Source organism: Streptomyces sp. NBC_00996 (assembly GCF_045162675.1).
Lineage (GTDB): Bacteria > Actinomycetota > Actinomycetes > Streptomycetales > Streptomycetaceae > Streptomyces.
Genome location: NZ_CP108723.1, coordinates 8,928,461 through 8,944,540, shown reverse-complemented (window position 1 = coordinate 8,944,540; position 16,080 = coordinate 8,928,461). Strand labels below are relative to the sequence as shown.

At 71.1% G+C, this 16,080-nt stretch carries 16 protein-coding genes and 1 pseudogene; 8 read left to right on the top strand and 9 right to left on the bottom strand.

The annotated features are described in order from the left end of the window. The first annotated feature begins 11 nt into the window (after nucleotides 1-11). Nucleotides 12-566 carry a TetR family transcriptional regulator gene (locus tag OG390_RS41425; protein ID WP_406175159.1) on the top strand — a complete coding sequence of 185 codons (555 nt, stop codon included), beginning with the start codon at nucleotides 12-14 and terminating at the stop codon, nucleotides 564-566. 53 nt (nucleotides 567-619) lie between these two features. Here the strand turns inward: OG390_RS41425 and OG390_RS41420 are convergent, their stop codons facing one another. From OG390_RS41420 to OG390_RS41410, 3 genes are read right to left on the bottom strand one after another with little or no spacing between them, the layout of a single operon-like run. Continuing rightward, nucleotides 620-829 (bottom strand): acyl-CoA carboxylase epsilon subunit, encoded by a 210-nt coding sequence (locus tag OG390_RS41420; RefSeq protein WP_406175157.1) that lies wholly within the window; start codon nucleotides 827-829, stop codon nucleotides 620-622. Nucleotides 830-844: 15 nt separating this feature from the next. Beyond that, the gene (locus OG390_RS41415) at nucleotides 845-2,419 is read right to left on the bottom strand and encodes an acyl-CoA carboxylase subunit beta (RefSeq protein ID WP_406175155.1); all 1,575 of its coding nucleotides are present in this window, start codon (nucleotides 2,417-2,419) and stop codon (nucleotides 845-847) included. Then, complete coding sequence (locus tag OG390_RS41410) at nucleotides 2,416-3,501, bottom strand: 3-oxoacyl-ACP synthase III family protein (RefSeq protein ID WP_406175153.1); 1,086 nt, start codon at nucleotides 3,499-3,501, stop codon at nucleotides 2,416-2,418. The genes OG390_RS41415 and OG390_RS41410 overlap by 4 nt, the downstream gene beginning before the upstream one ends. Before the next feature lie 182 nt (nucleotides 3,502-3,683). Between OG390_RS41410 and OG390_RS41405 the strand changes: the two genes are divergently transcribed. Then, nucleotides 3,684-4,289 (top strand): hypothetical protein, encoded by a 606-nt coding sequence (locus OG390_RS41405; protein ID WP_406175152.1) that lies wholly within the window; start codon nucleotides 3,684-3,686, stop codon nucleotides 4,287-4,289. A 274-nt stretch (nucleotides 4,290-4,563) separates the two neighbouring features. After that, nucleotides 4,564-5,193: a TetR family transcriptional regulator gene (locus tag OG390_RS41400; RefSeq protein ID WP_406175150.1), complete on the top strand. Its 630-nt coding sequence runs from the start codon at nucleotides 4,564-4,566 to the stop codon at nucleotides 5,191-5,193. A gap of 235 nt (nucleotides 5,194-5,428) precedes the next feature. On the opposite strand, the gene OG390_RS41395 is transcribed toward OG390_RS41400, so the two are convergent. Next, nucleotides 5,429-6,490, bottom strand: coding sequence for a PhlD (locus OG390_RS41395; protein ID WP_406175148.1), 1,062 nt, complete (start codon nucleotides 6,488-6,490; stop codon nucleotides 5,429-5,431). 584 nt (nucleotides 6,491-7,074) lie between these two features. On the opposite strand from OG390_RS41395, the pseudogene OG390_RS41390 reads away from it, so the two are divergent. From OG390_RS41390 to OG390_RS41370, 5 genes and pseudogenes are all read left to right on the top strand, one after another. Further along, nucleotides 7,075-7,329 (top strand): annotated as a pseudogene (locus tag OG390_RS41390) (WhiB family transcriptional regulator); the annotation flags it as partial. A gap of 302 nt (nucleotides 7,330-7,631) precedes the next feature. Beyond that, nucleotides 7,632-8,633 (top strand): alpha/beta fold hydrolase, encoded by a 1,002-nt coding sequence (locus OG390_RS41385; protein ID WP_406175146.1) that lies wholly within the window; start codon nucleotides 7,632-7,634, stop codon nucleotides 8,631-8,633. After that, entirely contained in the window at nucleotides 8,630-9,886 is a 1,257-nt protein-coding gene (proB, locus tag OG390_RS41380; protein ID WP_406175144.1) for a glutamate 5-kinase, read from the top strand. Before OG390_RS41385 ends, proB begins: the two co-directional genes overlap by 4 nt. 340 nt (nucleotides 9,887-10,226) lie before the next feature. Further along, nucleotides 10,227-10,601, top strand: coding sequence for an FAD-dependent monooxygenase (locus OG390_RS41375; protein WP_406175142.1), 375 nt, complete (start codon nucleotides 10,227-10,229; stop codon nucleotides 10,599-10,601). 40 nt (nucleotides 10,602-10,641) lie between these two features. After that, nucleotides 10,642-10,977 (top strand): hypothetical protein, encoded by a 336-nt coding sequence (locus tag OG390_RS41370; protein ID WP_406178178.1) that lies wholly within the window; start codon nucleotides 10,642-10,644, stop codon nucleotides 10,975-10,977. 68 nt (nucleotides 10,978-11,045) lie between these two features. On the opposite strand, the gene OG390_RS41365 is transcribed toward OG390_RS41370, so the two are convergent. From OG390_RS41365 to ccrA, 5 genes are all read right to left on the bottom strand, one after another. Beyond that, the gene (locus OG390_RS41365; protein ID WP_406175141.1) at nucleotides 11,046-11,210 is read right to left on the bottom strand and encodes a hypothetical protein; all 165 of its coding nucleotides are present in this window, start codon (nucleotides 11,208-11,210) and stop codon (nucleotides 11,046-11,048) included. A gap of 15 nt (nucleotides 11,211-11,225) precedes the next feature. Continuing rightward, nucleotides 11,226-12,569, bottom strand: a complete 1,344-nt coding sequence (locus OG390_RS41360; protein ID WP_406175139.1) for a glutamate-5-semialdehyde dehydrogenase — start codon at nucleotides 12,567-12,569, stop codon at nucleotides 11,226-11,228. A 119-nt stretch (nucleotides 12,570-12,688) separates the two neighbouring features. Further along, nucleotides 12,689-12,853: a hypothetical protein gene (locus tag OG390_RS41355; protein ID WP_406175138.1), complete on the bottom strand. Its 165-nt coding sequence runs from the start codon at nucleotides 12,851-12,853 to the stop codon at nucleotides 12,689-12,691. Between the two features lie 24 nt (nucleotides 12,854-12,877). Next, complete coding sequence (locus OG390_RS41350; protein WP_406175137.1) at nucleotides 12,878-14,581, bottom strand: 3-hydroxyacyl-CoA dehydrogenase family protein; 1,704 nt, start codon at nucleotides 14,579-14,581, stop codon at nucleotides 12,878-12,880. Continuing rightward, entirely contained in the window at nucleotides 14,578-15,963 is a 1,386-nt protein-coding gene (gene ccrA / locus OG390_RS41345) for a crotonyl-CoA carboxylase/reductase (RefSeq protein ID WP_406178176.1), read from the bottom strand. Before ccrA ends, OG390_RS41350 begins: the two co-directional genes overlap by 4 nt. Nucleotides 15,964-16,080: the final 117 nt, after the last annotated feature.

Here is a 16,080-nt window from a genome sequence, read left to right as displayed (position 1 = left end):
TGGAGCAGCGCGTGACGTCTCGGTCGTTGCGTACGCGTGAGGCGATTCTGTATGCCGCTCGGGTGCACTTTGCCGCGGACGGGTATCAGCGGGCGACCATACGGGCCATTGCCTCGACGGCGGCCATAGATCCCTCGATGGTCATGCGGTATTTCGGGAACAAGGAGCGGCTGTTCGAGGCCGCGCTCGATGTCGATCTGAGGCTGCCCGATCTGACGGGGACGCCGGTGGAGCGGCTGCCGCATGCTCTCATCTCGCATTTCCTCGCGCCGTGGGAGCAGGATGCGGCCGAGGGGTCGCTGCGGCTGCTGCTGCGGTCGGCCGCGACCAACGAGCGGGCCGCGGAGCGGCTGCGCGGCGTGCTGCACGAGCAGCTGACGAGCAGTCTGAAGGGAGTGCTGGGCGCCGAACGCGCGGCTGCGGGGAGTGGGCTGGTCGCCGCCCAGTTGTTGGGAGTGGCGTTCGCCCGGTATCTGCTGCGGCTGCAGCCGATCGCCGAGTTGTCCGTGCAGGGCCTGGCCGATCTTGTCGCCCCTTCGATGAGGGCTGCGCTGGCCGATCTTTGACTGACATAGGGAGGGGCCCGTCGCCGCTCTGCGGCGACGGGCCCCTCCCTATGTCAGTTACGCCAGCTCAAGGGGGATCGGTAGCGGGTGGTGGGCAGGGGGCGTTCCCAGAGGGGTACTACGGTCGCCGGTTTCGATTCCTCGATGGCCGTTGCGGCTCGGGCCAGGAGGACCGCGGTCAGGGCCGCCAGTTCCTCGGCGGGGATCTCGCCGCCCTTGACGACGCGGACCAACGGCGGTGCTGCTTCGGTGGCTGTGGGCATGGTGATCCTTCAGGTCTATTGAGGCGGGTTGCCGTGTTTGCGGGCCGCCAGGTCGGCGTGCTTCGTTCGCAGCATCCGCAGGGATTCGATGAGGACTCGGCGGGTGTCCGCCGGATCGATGACGTCGTCGAGCAGGCCGCGTTCGGCGGCGTAGTACGGGTGCATCAGCTCGGCCTGGTACTCCTTGACGAGCTGGCGGCGGGTGGCCTCGGGGTCGTCGGCCGACTGGATGCGGCGACGGAAGATCACGTTGGCGGCGCCCTCGGCGCCCATGACCGCGATCTCGTTGGAGGGCCAGGCGTACGAGAGGTCGGCGCCCACGGAGCGGGAGTCCATGACGATGTACGCGCCGCCGTAGGCCTTGCGCAGGATCAGGGAGATCCGGGGGACGGTCGCGTTGCAGTAGGCGTAGAGGAGTTTCGCGCCGCGGCGGATGATGCCGTTGTGCTCCTGGTCGACGCCGGGCAGGAAGCCGGGCACGTCGACCAGGGTGACCAACGGGATGTTGAACGCGTCGCACATCTGCACGAAGCGGGCCGCCTTCTCGCTGGCGTCGATGTCGAGGACGCCGGCCAGGACCAGGGGCTGGTTGGCCACGATGCCGACCACCTGGCCGCCGAGCCGGGCCAGCGCGACGATCACGTTGGCCGCCCAGCGTTCGTGGATCTCCAGGTATTCGTTGTCGTCGACGATTTCCTCGATGACCCGTCGCATGTCGTACGGGCGGTGACCGCCGGCCGGGACGAGGTCGAGGAGCGGGTCGCAGGGGCGGTCCGGGGGGTCCTCGGGGAGCTCGGCGGGGGCGGTCTCGCGGTTGTTCTGCGGGAGGAGCGAGAGGAGGTAGCGGACCTCTTCGAGGCAGGTTTCCTCGTCGTCGTAGGCGAAGTGCGCCACGCCCGACACCTCGGCGTGTACGTCCGCGCCGCCCAGGCCGCCCAGGGTCACTTTCTCCCCGGTGACCGTCTGGACCACGTCGGGGCCGGTGATGAACATCTGCGAGGTCTCGCGGACCATGAACACGAAGTCCGTCAGGGCGGGGCTGTAGGCCGCGCCGCCCGCGCACGGGCCCAGCATCACGCTGATCTGCGGGATCACTCCGGAGGCGCGGGCGTTGCGGCGGAAGATCCCACCGTAGCCGGAGAGCGCGGTGACGCCCTCCTGGATCCGGGCGCCCGCACCGTCGTTGAGCGAGACGAGCGGGGCACCGGCGGCGATCGCGCGGTCCATGATGCGGTGGATCTTCTCCGCGTGCGCCTCGCCGAGGGCGCCCCCGAAGATGCGGAAGTCATGCGCGTAGACGAAGACGGTACGGCCGTGGACCGTGCCCCAGCCGGTGATCACGCCGTCCGTGTGCGGCCTGCGGTCTTCGAGGCCGAAACCCGTGGCGCGGTGGCGGCGCAGGGGCTCCACCTCGTTGAAGGAGCCTTCGTCGAGGAGGAGTTCGATGCGTTCGCGGGCCGTGAGTTTGCCCTTGGCGTGCTGGGATGCCGTCGCCTTCTCGCCCGGTCCCTGGCGGACCTGCGCGCGGAGCCCGTGCAGTTGGGCGACCCGTGCCCTGATGTCGGGGGCGGCCGCGTCCTCGGCGGTCACGGCGCCAGCGGGCCGACGCGGTCGCCGGCCGTGAGGAGGTGCGGGACCGCGGGGTGCGCGCCGAGTGCGCCGACGCCCTCGTGGGCGTCCATCGACCAGTTCAGCAGCGCGATACCGAGGCTCATCCCGCCGCCGAACGCGGCGAGTACGACCAGGTCGCCGGGTGCGGCCGCGCGCCTGCGGCTCATCTCGGCGAGGGTGATCGGGACCGAGGCGGCGCCTGTGTTGGCGTAGCGCTCCAGGGTGAGGTGGAGGGCGGCGCGGTGCAGGCCGAGGTCGGGCCAGAGTTCGGCGAGCATGATGCCGTTGGCCTGGTGCGGGACGAAGTGCTGTACGGCGTCTGCCGTGACGGCGGCCCGGCGCAGCAGCCGGTCGATCTCGTACGGGAGGCTACGCGTGACGAAGTCGCGTACGCCACGGCCGTCCATGCGGAAGTAGTGGTCGCCGTCGGCCAATGTCTGCGGCGAGGCCGGGCGGCGGCTGCCTCCCGCGGTGACCTCGATCAGGCGATGGGCGTCACCCCTGGAGACCAGGGAGATCTCGCGCAGGCCGAGGCCCGGGGCGACCGGGCCGAGGACCGTCGCCCCGGCGCCGTCCCCGAAGAGGGCGGCCGTACGGCGGTCGCTGTAGTCGAGGATGCGGGAGTAGATGTCGGCGCCGATGACGAGGCCGTGCCGGGGTTCGCCGGGGGCCGCGCCGCTCAGCAGCTTCTGCACCGTCTTGAGGGCATACACGAAGCCGCTGCACACCGCGTTGACGTCGAAGGCCGCAGCGTGGCGGGCTCCGATGCGGTGCTGGACGAGGGCGGCCGTGGCCGGTTGCGGATGGTCGGGGGTGGACGTGGCGACGACCACGTAAGCGAGTTGATCAGCTGTCAGACCGGCGCTGTGCAGGGCACGCTGGGCCGCCGAGACGGCGAGGTCCGAGGTGGCTTCGTGCGGGGCGGCGCGGCGCCGCTCACGGATTCCGGTCTTGCGGACGATCCACTCGTCGGTCACGCCGGCGCCGTGCCCGATCTCCGCGTTGCTGATGATGGCCTCGGGCAGGTAGGAGCCCACTCCGATGATGCCGATGGACTGCACGATTCCTCCTCGGGCAGCGGCGAGCCACGACTTAACTCACCAGGCGTTGAAATCATCGCAGAGCGGCTTGACAAATTCAACACCGAAAGAGTTCACTGAAGTATGAATTAATCGAGCGGCAGTGCGGCGCCGCACCCGTCGCACACCGGTCAACATGCCTCACACCAACGGGAGTTGCAGTCATGACCGTCACCAGCGCAGGGGCCGCGGCCGAGACCCGGGCCGAGGCGACCCAGGCCCTGATCTCCGCGGGCCGCACCCTCTTCACCCAACTCGGCTACCGGCGGACCGACTTCGCGGACCTGGCTTCGACGGCCGGCCTGACGGAGGAGTTCGCCCGCGAGTTGCTGCCCGACAAGGCCGCGGTCTTCGGCGCCCTGACAGAACGGACCGTCAAGGTGGCCGGGATCCTGCGCCCCGTGGTGACCGAGGGTGTCGACGAGGACCTTCCCGTACGCCTCGCCCGGACCTATCTGGCACTGTGGGAGCCCAACGAGGAGGACTCCCCGATGGTCGAGCTGTACCGGGTCGCACTGTCCGACAAGGAGGCCTCCCAGGTGCTGCGCGAACGCATCTCCAAGACCCTGAACGGCCAGGTCGACCGCGAGCTGCCGAGCGGCGACGCCGAGTTGCGGACCGCGCTCTTCGGCGCGCAGCTGGGCGGCGTAGCCTTCGTACGGCACCTCATACAGGTGGGCGCCGTCGCTTCGGCGGACCTGGAGACGGTGATCGCGACGATCGCGCCCGGACTGCGGCAGACTCTGCTCGGGAGCGACGCCACGCCGTAACCGCGTCTCGCGGCGAAGGAGACCCGACGGGGTGTCGAATTCCATGCCAACGGTCGGATACCACCTCCGAGTTGCTGCGTGCCACCTGTGGATGGAATCCCGGGGAACCGACTGGTAGGATACTTTTCACTATGCAGTGAATTACCCGCTCACGGAACCCCCGAAGTGCAGTGATCCCATGACATCCACGCGTGCAGACGGTTCGCCCACTCCCGCCCGAAAGTCCGGCTCTCCTCGGCGGGCCGCCTCCCCCGCGGCAAAGAAACCGCGTCCGGTGCGTGCGCGCAGCGGACGTCGGCCCGGGGACAGCGGCACCAGAGAACAGATCCTGGAGTCGGCACTCCACCTCTTCGCCGAGCGCGGCTACGCCAGGACGACCATCCGCGCGATCGCGGAGGACGCCCAGGTGGACCCGGCGCTGGTGCACCACTTCTTCGACAACAAGGAGGGGGTGTTCGACGCCGCGGTCAACTCGCCGCTCAGCGTCGCCTCCATCTTCGACCAGCTGCCTCCGTCCATGGTCGGCGACGGCACGTCGGAGGCCTCCTGGCTCGCCCGCACCTATCTGGAGTTCTGGGAGAGCGAGGAGACCCGTTACGGCATGACCGCCATCTACCGGGCCGGCCTCGCGGACAGCGCCACTTCCGAGACGCTCCGCGCCCGTGTGGCGGAAAGCACCAAGAAGTGGGCGGCGACCTCTGGCTACAAGGACCGCCCGGACGCCGAGACCCGCGCCACCCTGGCGTCGAGCCATCTGATCGGTCTCGCTCTCATGCGCTATGTGCTCAGGGTGCACCCACTGGCCGAGATGGACTTCGAGGAGTTCCTCGCCTGGGTCGTCCCGTCACTGGAGATGCGCCTGTCGACCGACCTGGAACCCCGCAGGACGCAGGCGAAGGACTGACCCCGTCCGTCCGGCGGTCGCCGGGCGAGCGGGAGCGATGTGCCGGGCGGACCGCCGGGCATGCGAAAGCCGGTGGCTCCGGACCGGAGCCGCCGGCTCAATCATCATGCGGGCGTGGCCATTTCACCGCGCCGCACAGCTTCCTCCATCGCGCGAGCGTGGCCACTCCACCGCGCCGCACAGCTTCCTCCATCGCGCGAGCGTGGCCACTCCACCGCGCCGCACAGCTTCCTCATCAGTCCCACGGACACCAGACGGCTCGCACGGCGATCAGGGACACACCCGGACCCGCCGAGAACAGCAGGCCGTGATCGCCGTCGGCGGGCGACTTGGCGAAGGTCCGTTCCAGGACGTCGAGGACCGAGACCGACCCCACGTTGCCGACCTCCCGCAGCGAGTCCCGGGCGAGGTCCACCATCTCGGGAGCGCAGCCGAGGCCGCTGACTACGGCGTCCAGGATCCTGGGACCTCCGGTGTGCGAGACCACGAAGCGCGGCGCGGGATCCGTACCGGGCGGCGCGATGCCCTTCAGCCACTCCAGCAGACGCGACATCCCGCCCTCGATCGTGTGCCGCAGCCCCGGCGAGTTGTGGGCGTGCAGTCCGTCGCCGTCCAGATGAGTGCCCACCAAGTGACGGCTGTTGGGAAGGACGTACTCCCAGGAGTCGGTGAGCTCCATGTGGGGCCCGTGCGCTCCGGCGCGCACCACGCAGGCGCCGGCCGCGTCGCCGAACAGCCCCTTCAGGATCATGCCGTCCAGGGCGGCGTCACCCCGGTGCATGTAGTGGCTGAACACGTCGGAGCAGACCACGAGGATCGTGGAATCCGGGCGGGCCGCGGCCATCTCCATGGCACGGGCGAGGGCGAACACCCCGCCGGCGCAGCCCACTTGGCTGACCGGCACGCGGCGGACCGAGGGAGGCAGGCCGAGCCTCTCCATCAGGACCACGTCCAGCCCCGGCATCGTGTGCCCGGTCGCGCTGAGGACGACCAGACCGTCGATGTCGGCGGCGGCCAGCCCCGCTTCGAAGAGCGCCCCGAGTGCGGCTTTCTCCGCCAGTTCCAGGCTGTCCAGCAGATGCGTACGCGTCCGCTCCGCCAACGAGGGGGCGGGGAGGAACTGCTGCTCCAGCGGGCGGGTGTACCAACGCGTGCGCACGGTGGTGGACCGGATGACACGCAGAGCGTCGGGAAGACCAGGGTGATCCGGGTACAACTCCGTGATCCAGTCGAGCAGTTCATCGGTGGTCACCTGATGGCGAGGCAAGGCGACGACAGGGGCACTGACGACGGACATGGGACCTCCAAGAGCTCTCGGACAGGTGCGAACTGAGAACGAGCCCGCTTCGAACGGCGAAGCACCACCGCGGATCACCGGAGTCCGGTGACGACCGCCGGTACGTTCGACAGCCCTCGCCAAGGAAGTCTGCGCACGCGAAACACCCTCCAGGTGTCTGATCGTGCTCCCCCCGTTGGGAGCGCCGTACAGCGCGGAAGAAAGTACGTCGAGCTCGATGGCGCGTGACGATCAAGAGCGTGGTTCCTGGGCTCATCGCCGTGCGGGCGCGCCGCGAACGGTGGGGGTGTCCGGGCAGGGCCCTGGGCACGTCCGTCTGCGCTGCCCGAGGCCCCGTGCGGTGGGCCCGGCGGGTGAAGCCAACGTGACCGTACGCCAGCGGAGTTGGTGCCAGCAAGCCCCTATTTCAACAAGCGTGGAATCCACCGGAAGACCGTCGCACCTTCAACTTTTGCCCACATCCAGAGCCCTGGTGTGCACCCTTCGGGCGCGGATATCAACAGGCATTGAAATCATTACCTGTTGAGTTTATTCTCGGTCTGTGCGAACCGTCCACGCCCACACCGAGGAAAGGGCCGACCGCCATGCACGCACCGGCGCACCACCGTGCGGACACCGACCCCTGGGTGGAGCGCGCGGCCTGCCGTGATGCCGATCCCGAGACCTTCTTTCCGCCCTCCGGAGGCACGGACGACGAACGGGAGGCGGCCGCCAAGCGGTTGTGTGCCGGCTGCCCCGTGGTCGAGGACTGCCTGCGCGAAGCCCTGTTCAACGGGGAGAGCACCGGGATCTGGGGCGGTCTCAACGTCCGCGAACGCCGGGATCTGCTGCGGGTCGCCGCCACCCTCGGCGCGATCAGCCCCGAGCTCGCCGCGTTCTTGGCGAACGGAGGCCGGCGGATCGATCCGCACCCACGCCAGCGCCCGGCGTACGTGTGGTTCCTGCGCAGGCGCGGCTGGAGTCCGCAGCGGATCGCCGGCGCGCTGGGACTGACCTCCGGCCAGGTCCAACAGGCCTGGCGCACCGCCCAGTCGGCATACGCGTACGTCCGCACCCCCGAGCCGCGCGTTCAAAGGCCTCGTGTCCGAAGGCCCCGTACCCGCAGGACGGGAACACTCGCCGCCGACCGTGGCCGGGTGTCATGACCGCCCTCGCCCTCGCCGAACCCCGCCGCCTGGTGCGTTCGGTGGCCACGGACGACGGTGCCGAGATCGCCGTCTACGCCCATGGCGATCCCGACGCTCCGACCACCGTCCTGTTCTGCCACGGCTGGACGATGTCCGCCCAGGACTGGCGGCCGCACATCGACGCGCTCACCCGTCCGCGCCAGGGTTTCCCCGCGGTCCGCGCGGTCAGCTACGACCAGCGGGGCCACGGCCGCTCCACCCGGGGCGGCGCCCCGCTCGACATGGCGCTGCTCGGCCGTGACCTCGCCCGGGTACTCGCCGAGGCGACCCGGGACGACGCGCCCGTGGTCGTCCTCGGCCACTCCATGGGCGGCATGGCCATCCAGCAGCTGGCAGCCCGTCAACCCGCCCTGTTCGGGGCCCGGGTGATGGGCGTGGGCCTGATCTCGACCTGTCTGAACGAGGTGGCCGAAGGCCTGACCGTACCTGTCGCCCGGCCCGGCGCGGCCGTACGACGGCTCACCCGCGCCCGCGAGCGGATCGCCGACGGACTGCTGCGCTCGCCCCGTTCGGCCAGGACCGTGCACCGGCTGCTCACCGGGCCGCTGTCGCACCCGAACACCGCACCGCTGTGGCGCGCGGTGTTCGGGGCGGGACCCCACACCGATTCGGTCCGCGAGGGCGCCCGCGCCTTCCGGGACATTCCCGCGATGGCCATCGCCGAGTTCTACGCCGCCCTGACCACGCACGACTGCGCGGGCCGACTCGGTGCGCTGGGTCGGGTGCCCACACGAATCCTGGTCGGCGCGCTGGACTGCGTCACCCCGCCCGCGCAAGCCCGGCGGCTGGCCGACGACATACCCGGCGCGGTGCTGCAGACCGTGCCCGGCCAAGGCCACGACCTGCCTTCCGAACGCCCCGTCCTCGTCGTGGAAACCGTCCACGCGTTGCTGCGCGAGATGTCCCGGACTCCGCCGTCCGCAGACCTCGCCCTGTCCACCGCCGCAGCGCGGTGAACGGCACCGCGAGCACCGGCTCGACCGGTGAACAGCCCCTGCGCACCGATGTCCTGAATGCCCGTCGCATCGTGGTGAAGGTGGGCTCCTCGTCCCTCACCACGGCCGCCGGGGGCCTCGACTCGGACCGGGTGGACGCCCTCGTGGACGTCCTCGCGCGAACCCGGGCGGCGGGCACCGAGGTCGTGCTCGTCTCCTCGGGAGCCATCGCCGCCGGGCTCGCTCCGCTGGGCCTGACCGAGCGGCCGCGGGACCTGGCCAGGCAACAGGCGGCGGCCTGTGTGGGCCAGGGACTCCTGGTGGCCCGCTACACCGCCTCCTTCGCCCGCTACGGACTGCGGGTCGGCCAAGTCCTGCTCACCGCGGACGACATCAGCCGCCGCACCCACTACCGAAACGCCTATCGCGCTCTCGCCCAGGTCCTCACCATGGGCGCGGTGCCGGTGGTCAACGAGAACGACACCGTGGCCACCGCGGAGATCAAGTTCGGCGACAACGACCGGCTCGCCGCCCTGGTCGCGCATCTTGTCCGGGCCGACCTGCTGGTCCTGCTCTCGGACGTCGACGGCCTCTACGACGGCGACCCCGGCAGGCCGGAATCGCAGCGGCTGCGGGAGGTCCGCGGTCGCCAGGACCTGGCGGGCGTGCAGATCGGCAGCGCCGGCCGCTCGGGGGTCGGTACCGGAGGCATGGTCACCAAGGTGGAGGCGGCGCGCATCGCCACCGACGCCGGGATCCCCGTCGTGCTCACCGCCGCGCGGCACGCCACGGATGCCCTGGCCGGGCGCGAGACGGGTACGTTCTTCCACCGTACCGGGGAGCGGGCCGCCGACCATCTGCTCTGGCTGGAGCACGCCAGCAGCCCGCGCGGCGCGGTCCGGCTCACCGCGCACGCGGTCTCGACCGTCGCGCAGCGCCGGGGGCCGCTGCTCGCGGACGGGGTGACCCGCGTCGACGGGGACTTCGTCGCCGGTGACCCAGTGGAGCTGCAGGACGAGAGCGGGCGGGTGGTCGCGCGCGGGCTCGTCGGCCTCGATGCGCGCGAACTCCTCCGGCTGCAGGGCCATTCCACCCGGGAGGTGGTCCATCAGGACGACCTGGTGCCGCTGGTGACCACCGCGCTTCCCCCGGCCCCCGCCTCGCCGCCCCCGACCCGCGTCAGGATCCGCGTCCACTCCGCGGAGGAGTACGCCCGCTCATCACCGCAGGCCCAGGCCACGGCCCGGGGAGCGCGTGCCCAGGCACGGCCGTGACCGGAGCCGGGGCCGACGCGGGGGTGCGACGGCGAAGCCGCAGCGCTCCCCCGCCCCCGGGGAGCCTGTACCCAGGCACGCCCCCGACCGGCATCGGAGGCCGGTGCCCTGAGACGGCGAACCCGCGCCTAACGGTGTGCCGCTCTCCTAGGGGGTGGCGCCGCCCCAGCGGCACGACTACCCGCAGCCAAGTCGACTGCGCCGGTACGGCGGCACACCCCCACACAGCCGCACTCGCCCACACGCGAAAGAGGCCGTCCCCGTACACCGAACGTCCGGCGGCACACCCCCACACAGCCGCACTCGCCCACACGCGGAAGGGTCCGTGCCGGTGCATCGAATGCCCGTCGCTCACAGGAGGCAGGTTCAGCGGCCCAGCGGACTCCCACGTGGCGACGGGCGGATGCACCGGCACGGACCCGATCCCACCGCCACCGGTGGGCGAACCGCGGCCAGCGAACGTACCCCCGCGTGTCCGAGTGGGCGCTGCTGGAAGCTGGCCGCGGCCGTACAGGGCCGCGCCCCGAAGTGGCTGCTCGACAGCTATCACGACGAACGCCACCCGATCGGCGCGGAGGTGCTGCGCCGCACAGACCTGATGCTGCGGGCCATGTCCCTGCGGGCCGCCCGGCCCGCGTTCTGCGCAAGGTGGGCATGTCGGTCGCGCTCACCCTGCCCCTGCTGCACCGCAGGATCCGCGAGGGCATGGCCATGACCTCACTCGCCTATCCAGCCGTCACGCAGAACGCGCACCCCTGGACCGGCCGCCCGGTGCCCGACGACACGCTCACCCGGCCGCAGGCACGACCCACGCGTACGAACTGCTGCGTGACGGCCGCTTCCTGCTGCTCGCCACGGCCGCGCCGACCGCCGGGAGCGAACTCGCCGACGCCGTGCGCGGATGGCGGGACCAGGTGCGCGCGGTCCCGGTGACCGTGGCGCCGGGCGGCGCGCGGTGGCCGGCGGCCGTACTGGTCAGGCCGGACGGCTACGTCGCGGCCGCGGCGGACCGCGTCGACGACCGGACCATGACCGAACTGCCGGAGCCCTGGTGCGGCACGCCGAAGGCGACGGCCGCCACTCGGGGCTGACCGCCGCCTTCCACCGATGAGGGGTCCCGCCGAACGCGGGACCCCTCATCATCCAGTGGATCAATCGATCAGTCGATGCCACGGACGATGTGGAACTCGGCCGGGTCTTCGTCGACTCCGGCCAGCCCCGGCCAGTGTCGGGGCGCGACCGCGGTGTGCCGTTCCCGGCGCGGCTCCTCCTCGTACAGCAGCCGGCCGGACGGATCCGTCGCGGTGATGATGCGTACGTACATGACCGGACCTCCGATCTAAGGCAGCGGGGCGGCGGCTCCGCCCCGGATGTGCCCGTCGCCCACGAGGACGTACTTGGTGGTCGTCAGCGCGGTCAGCCCCATCGGACCGCGCGCGTGCAGCTTCTGGGTGGAGATACCGAGCTCGGTGCCGAGCCCGATCTCCCCGCCGTCGGCGAAACGGGTGGAGGCATTGACGGCGACGACCGCGGTGTCCAGGGCCGCGACGAACCGGCGCGCGGCGCTCTGCGAGTCGGTGACGATCGCCTCGGTGTGCCCGCTGCCGTACCGGCGGATGTGATCGACTGCCGACTCCAGCGAGCCGACGACGGCGCCGGCGAGGTCGAGGGAGAGGTACTCGCGTCCCCAGTCCTCCTCGGTGGCGGGCAGCACCGCGGGGTGGAAGGAGCGCACCCGCTCGTCCCCGTGCACGGTGACGCCGTGGGCCACCAGCGCGGCCAGGGCGCGGGGCAGGAAGGAGGGCGCGACGCTTTCGTGGACGAGCAGCGACTCGGCGGCGTTGCAGACGGACGGGCGCTGCGTTTTGGCGTTGAGCAGGATCGCCAACGCCTTCTCCAGGTCGGCGTGTTCGTCGACGTAGACATGGCAGTTGCCGACGCCGGTCTCGATGACGGGGATCGCGGAGTCGCGGACCGTGGCCTGGATGAGCTCGCGGCCGCCCCGCGGGACGAGAACGTCCACCAGGCCCCGCAGCGACATCAGTTCGTGGACGGAGGAGCGGGTCGTGCCGGGAGCGAGTTGCACGGCGTCGACCGGAACGGCGGTGTCCGCGAGGGCCTTGCGCATGACCGCGACGAGGGCGGCGTTGGTGTGCCGGGCGGTCGAAGAGCCGCGCAGGAGGGCCGCGTTGCCGCTCTTGAGGCAGAGCGCGGCGGCGTCGACGGTCACGTTCGGGCGTCCCTCGTAGATCAGGCCGACGACGCCGAGGGGCACCCTGATCCGGCGTACCTCCAGGCCGTTGGGCATGACGGAGCCGCTCGCGACCTCACCGACCGGATCGGCCTCGTCCGCCAGGGCGCGCGCCGTGCCCGCGAGCGCTTCGAGTTGCTGCTCGGAGACCGTGAGGCGGTCCAGCACGGTCGCCGACCGCCCGGTCTCCCGGGCCGCCTCCAGGTCCTGCCGGTTCGCCGCGAGGACCTCCCCCGAACTCCCGCTCAGCCGACGGGCCATGGCGATCAGCGCGGCATTCCGCTCACCACCGGTCGTGGTCGACAGCCGCGTGGCCGCGGCACGAGCGGCCAGCGCCGCGTCGCGCACGGTGCCGGCGCCGGTGGCTGCGACAGAACCAAGACCGGTACCAGTACTCGTGCCCGAACCGGAGCCCGGACCCGAACCCGACACAGAGCCCGAACCCGAACCCGACCCAAAGCCCGAACCCGAGCCCGAGCCCGACCCAGGACCAGAACCAGACCCAGACCCAGACCCGGTACGAGTACCCACAACCCGTGACGCCGCGCCGCTCACTGCTCGCCCCCGTCCGCCACGGAGTCCACGCCGTCCACCCCGTCCCCCGGCGCCGGTCCCCCCAGCGCCCAGATCACGTCCGCGCAGCCGGTCAGCTCCGCGAGCATGGCCCAGCCAAGAGCATCGGCGGAGGCGATTCGCTCGGAGTTCGTGCTCGTCATCTGCTTCCTCCTTGAGTCGGACGATCAGCCGTACACCCGGAATCCGGCGCCGGACTTGCGTCCCGCCCGGCCCGCGGCCACGAGGTGTCCCAGCAGAGGTGCGGGGACGGTACGGGGATGACGGTCCGCGTCGTGCAGCACACGCTGGATGCTCAGCGAGATGTCCAGGCCGATGATGTCGAGCAGCTCGAACGGGCCGAGCGGGTAGCCGCAGCCCAGCTTCATCACGTCGTCGATCTCGTCGGCGGTGGCGTAGTGACTCTCCGTCAGACGTACGGCGCCGTTCAGGTACGGGAAGAGCAGCGCGTTGACGATGAAGCCCGGCCGGTCCATGCACTGCACCGGATGCTTGCCGAGCCGTAGGCACAACTCACGTGCCACATCCACGTGTTGGGGCGCGGTCTCCAGCGAGGGGATCACCTCGACGAGCCGCATGAGCGGGGCCGGGTTGAAGAAGTGCAGCCCGATCACGTCCTCGGGGCGCCCGGAGGCCAGACCGCATTCGATCACCGGCAGGCTGGAGGTGGTGGTGGCCAGCAGAGCGCCCGGTCGGCAGAGCTCGCCCAGCGTGCGAAAGAGCCGCTTCTTCACGTCCAGGTCTTCCGCGATGGCCTCGATCACCAGGTCGCAGTCGGTGAGTTGAGCCAGCTCCCCGCTCGGAGTCAATCGCTCCAGGGTGGCGTCGCGCTCCGCCTCGGCCAGCTTGCCGCGGCGTACCGCCCGTGCCGTCGACGCGGCGACGGCCTCCCACGCGGCCTTGGCGCGTTCGTCGGTGCGGCCGACCAGCACGGTGGCGACGCCGCCCTTGGCGAAGACCTCCGCGATGCCGGTGGCCATGGTGCCGGTCCCGACGACGCCGACCGTACGGAACGGCGTTTGTGCGGGTGACCGCCGTTCGGTGGTGGGTGCGGTGCCGTCGGGCTCCCGGTGGTCGTAGAAGCCGCGCCCGGACTTGCGGCCGAGGAGGCCCGCGAGCGCCATGTGCCTCAGCCGGCGTGCGGGTTGGAGCGTCGGTTCGGCCCAGCGGGCGGCGAGGACGTCGAGGATGTCGCAGGCGGTGTCCGTGCCGATCAGGTCGAGGAGTTCTAGCGGCCCCAGGGGCAGTCCGCAGCCGTAGCGCATCGCGGCGTCGATGTCGTCGCGCCCGGCGAGCCGCTGGTCGTACATGGTGACGGCCTGGTTGAGGAAGCCGAAGAGGAGCGAGGTGGAGATCAGTCCCGCCCGGTCGCCCACGGTCACATGTCCGAGTCCGATGGCTTCGGCGAGGTCGCGGACCTGCGCCACCGCCGACTCCTCGGTCATCACCGTACGGCCGATCTCCGCGAGGCCTGCCGTCGGCAGGGGCAGGTGGAGGCCGACGAGCCGGCCCGGTCGCCCGGAGGCGGCCGCGAGGTCGGTGAGCGAGAGGGCTGCGGCGCTGCTGGCCAGGACGGTCTCGGGCGGGCAGGCCCGGTCGAGGGCGCGCAGCACCTCGACCTTGGTGTCACGGCGCTCGGGCACCGCCTCCAGCACGGTGGCGGCCGGGGCGAGTTCCTCGAAGCGCCGCACGAGACGGATGCGTCCCTGAGCCTCGGGTGTCCGCTCGAGGAGCTGCCGCAGCCGCTCCTCGACCCGCGCGTCGGGATCCAGTACGAGGACCGGGTGCCCGGCGGCCGCCGCCCGGCCGGCGAGTGCGCCGCCGTTGGTCCCGAGGCCGACGACGCCGACCGTGCCGTACCGGGCGCTCATGCCGCGACCTCGCTCAGGACGGGCGCCGCGTTCTCGGGCCGCGGGGTGCGGAAGCGGTTGATGGCGCTCTCGTGGAGGGCGCGGAACTCGGGGGCCGTGATGCCCAGTCCCTCGGTGGGTGCGAGGCAGCGCACCCCGACCTTGCCGTGGTGTTCGTTGCGGTGGATGGACTGGACGGCCTGGGCCACCTCGTCGAGAGCGTATGTCCGCGAGAGCGTCGGGTGAATGCGTCCCTTGGCGATCAGACGGTTGGCCTCCCAGGCCTCGCGGTAGTTGGCGCAGTGGGAGCCGACGATCCGCTTGAGGCTCATCCAGAGGTAGCGGTTGTCGTACTCGTGGGTGTAGCCGGCCGTGGAGGCGCAGGTCACGATGGTGCCGCCCTTGCGGGTGACGTACACGGAGGCGCCGAAGGTCTCGCGGCCCGGGTGCTCGAAGACGATGTCGACGTCCTCTCCTCCGGTCAACTCCCGTATGCGTGCGCCGAACCGGCGCCACTCCTTGGGGTCCTGGGTGTGCGGGTCCCGCCAGAAGCGGTAGCCCTCCTCCTTGCGGTCGATGATCAGCTCGGCGCCCAACTCACGGGCCAGCGCCGCCTTTTCGGGCGAGGAGACCACACAGATGGGGTTCGCTCCGCCGGCCAGCGCGAGCTGGGTGGCGTACGATCCGAGGCCGCCGACGGCGCCCCAGACGAGAACGTTGTCGCCCTGCTTCATTCCGGCGCCGTTACGGGTGACCAGCTGGCGGTACGCGGTGGAGTTGACCAGACCGGGCGAGGCGGCCTCCTCCCAGGTGAGGTGTTCGGCCTTGGGCAGCAGCTGGGTCGACTTGACGAGGGCGAGTTGGGCGAGTCCGCCGTAGTTGGTCTCGTATCCCCAGATGCGCTGCTCGGGGTCGAGCATCGGGTCGCCGTGGCCCTCCGCGTGCTCCAGTTCGACGGAGACGCAGTGTGCCACCACACGGTCGCCGATTCCCCAACGCCGCACGCCGGGCCCGCACCTGAGGACCACGCCCGCCAGGTCGGAGCCGATGACGTGGTACGGCTGATCGTGCCGGGCGGCGAGACCGCCGAGGCGGGCGTAGCGCTCCAGGGCCGCGAAGGTGGGAACGGGCGAGAACAGCGCGCTCCAGACGGTGTTGTAGTTCACCGCGCTCGCCATGACCGCCACCAGCACTTCGCCGGGTCCCGGGGTGGGGGTCGGCACCTCCTCGATGTGGAGGGAGTCGGCGGGCCGCCGGTCGCGCGGCTCCACCCCCTCGAACATCCCCGCATCCTCCTTGTGGAGGACGGCCGCCCGGAAGGACTCGGGGACTCCCAGGGCCGCCACATCGGCCGGCACCGAGTCCGGGGACTCGATCACCTCCACCAGTTCGCGCATGGTCAGGCACCACCTTCCGCGGTTCACACTCGACAAGAACTCAACAACCAGTGAACTCAACAAGGAAGGAGTTTTGCATGAACCCGAAACCCCGGCAAGCCCCGACCGCCTGTCCCGGCAAGC